Raw genomic sequence first — 1,047 nt, 5'->3', positions numbered from 1 at the left:
GGGTGGAGCAGCCCGGTAGCTCGTCAGGCTCATAACCTGAAGGTCACAGGTTCAAATCCTGTCCCCGCAACCAAACACAACAAAGCCCTCGCACGGAAAAACCCGGCGAGGGCTTTTGCTTGTCGGGGCACATGCACCTGCAGAGAAAAACCCGCCAGCACGCGCGCAGAGGGCTTGGTGCGGCCGGGCCTTCGGCTGGTCTGTCAAGCACAACACCAGGGTGCACGCGAGATCGCTGTGCAGAAGCGCGTTGAGACAACCCTCCTCCTTTGTTGAGAGCTCGATATTTTCGATCAGCGAGCGGATCATCTCCATCTGCTCGTCCCTGTGCTCGCTTTCCCAGCTCTTCGTCTGCGGCGACCGCGGGAGCCGACAAGGACAGTAAGAAACGCCAGTGGGCTGCCATCGAAACGTTCGCCAGGGCCGCTGGCTACGAGATCGTGGACAGCTACTACGGCGAGGCGGTGGGCGGGGCCGACCACATCATGGCGCGTCCGTCCTTTGCGGCCATGATGGAGCGCATCGGCTCTAATGGTGTCAGGACCATCGTCGTTGAAACGGCAAATCGCTTTGCCCGTAACCTGATCGTGCAGGAGAGAGGCTATGCGATGCTGAAAGAACGCGGTACCGAGCTGATTGCAGCCGATAAGTCCGATGCTTTACTTGATGAAACCCGACGGCCAAGCTGATCCGGCAGGTCCTCGGAGCCGTGTGCGAGTTCGAGAAGGCTATAGTGATCGCCAAGCTGAAAGGCGTACGGCACCGCAAACGCGCTACAGGCGAAGGTTGAGGGGCGCCAAGGCTACACCGCGATCAGTCCGGAGATGGTCACCTGGAACAAGAAGCTGCGGCGGTACAAGGTTCAGGGACACAAGCGCACCCTGCGGAAATTTTAGACGAACTGGCCAGGGCTGGCTTTATGACAGGAACAAGAAGGCCCTATGCAGCGGGTGCCGTCGCCAAGATAATTGGTAAGCGATGTTCTGACCCCACCTTACATCCGTGTCTCTGAGCGGCGAGACTAACGATCTCGTATTTGGGATCTTT

The 1,047-nt window shown here is 58.7% G+C and carries 1 protein-coding gene; it reads left to right on the top strand.

The features are described 5' to 3' along the window. Positions 1–269 precede the first annotated feature (269 nt). Positions 270–689 carry a recombinase family protein gene (locus tag ILT44_RS30475; protein WP_307826753.1) on the top strand — a complete coding sequence of 140 codons (420 nt, stop codon included), beginning with the start codon at positions 270–272 and terminating at the stop codon, positions 687–689. Positions 690–1,047: the final 358 nt, after the last annotated feature.

It is taken from the genome of Microvirga arvi (assembly GCF_016892765.1).
Taxonomy (GTDB): Bacteria; Pseudomonadota; Alphaproteobacteria; order Rhizobiales; family Beijerinckiaceae; genus Microvirga; species Microvirga arvi.
This window is presented reverse-complemented; position numbering and strand designations above follow the sequence as displayed.